Below are 877 nucleotides of genomic sequence, written 5' to 3'. Positions count from 1 at the left end.
CAAAGCGCCGCTGCCAGGCGGCCTCGGCGGCGGCGCCGTGGGCGCGCGCGTCCCAGGCGGCGTAGAGCTCGGCCGGGATCTCGAACGGCGGGTACGGCCAATCCAGCGCCTGCCGCGTCGCGGCCACCTCGGCTGCACCCAGGGCGGCACCGTGCACATCGTGCGTCCCGGCTTTGTTGGGCGAGCCCTGGCCGATGACGGTCTTGCAGCAGATCAGCGTGGGCTTGCCATCGGGGCGGCGCGCCTGCGCCTTGGCCAGCCGGATGGCGGCGTCCACCGCCTCGGTGTCGTGACCATCGACGTTGCGGATGACATGCCAGCCATAGGCCTCGAAGCGCGCCGGGGTGTCGTCGGCAAACCAGCCCTCGACGTGGCCGTCGATCGAGATGCCGTTGTCGTCGTAGAGGGCAATCAGCTTGGACAGCCGCAGCGTGCCCGCCAGCGAGCAGACCTCGTGGCTGATGCCCTCCATCATGCAGCCATCGCCCAAAAACACGTAGGTGTCATGGTCGACGATGGTGTGGCCGGGGCGGTTGAATTCGGCCGCCAGCAGCTTTTCGGCCAGCGCCATGCCCACCGCGTTGGCGATGCCCTGCCCCAGCGGGCCGGTGGTGGTCTCCACGCCGGGGGTGATGCCCACTTCCGGGTGGCCCGGTGTTTTGCTGTGCAGCTGGCGAAAGGCTTTGAGCTCCTCCAGGGGCAGGTCGTAGCCGCTCAGGTGCAGCAGCGCATAGATCAGCATGGAGCCGTGGCCGTTGGAGAGCACGAAGCGGTCACGGTCGGCCCAGGCGGGGTTGGCCGGGTTGTGCTTGAGGTGGCGGCTCCACAGCGCCACGGCCATTTCGGCCATGCCCATGGGGGCGCCGGGGTGGCCGCT

General features: G+C 69.8%; 1 protein-coding gene. It reads right to left on the bottom strand.

Annotated elements, in window-relative coordinates; translation table 11 throughout:
- Window positions 1-877: thiamine pyrophosphate-dependent enzyme (locus tag Tther_RS13180; RefSeq protein ID WP_246099055.1), on the bottom strand; the 877-nt coding region annotated here is incomplete at both ends.

It is taken from the genome of Tepidimonas thermarum (genome assembly GCF_007556705.1).
Lineage (GTDB): Bacteria > Pseudomonadota > Gammaproteobacteria > Burkholderiales > Burkholderiaceae_C > Tepidimonas > Tepidimonas thermarum.
This window is presented reverse-complemented; position numbering and strand designations above follow the sequence as displayed.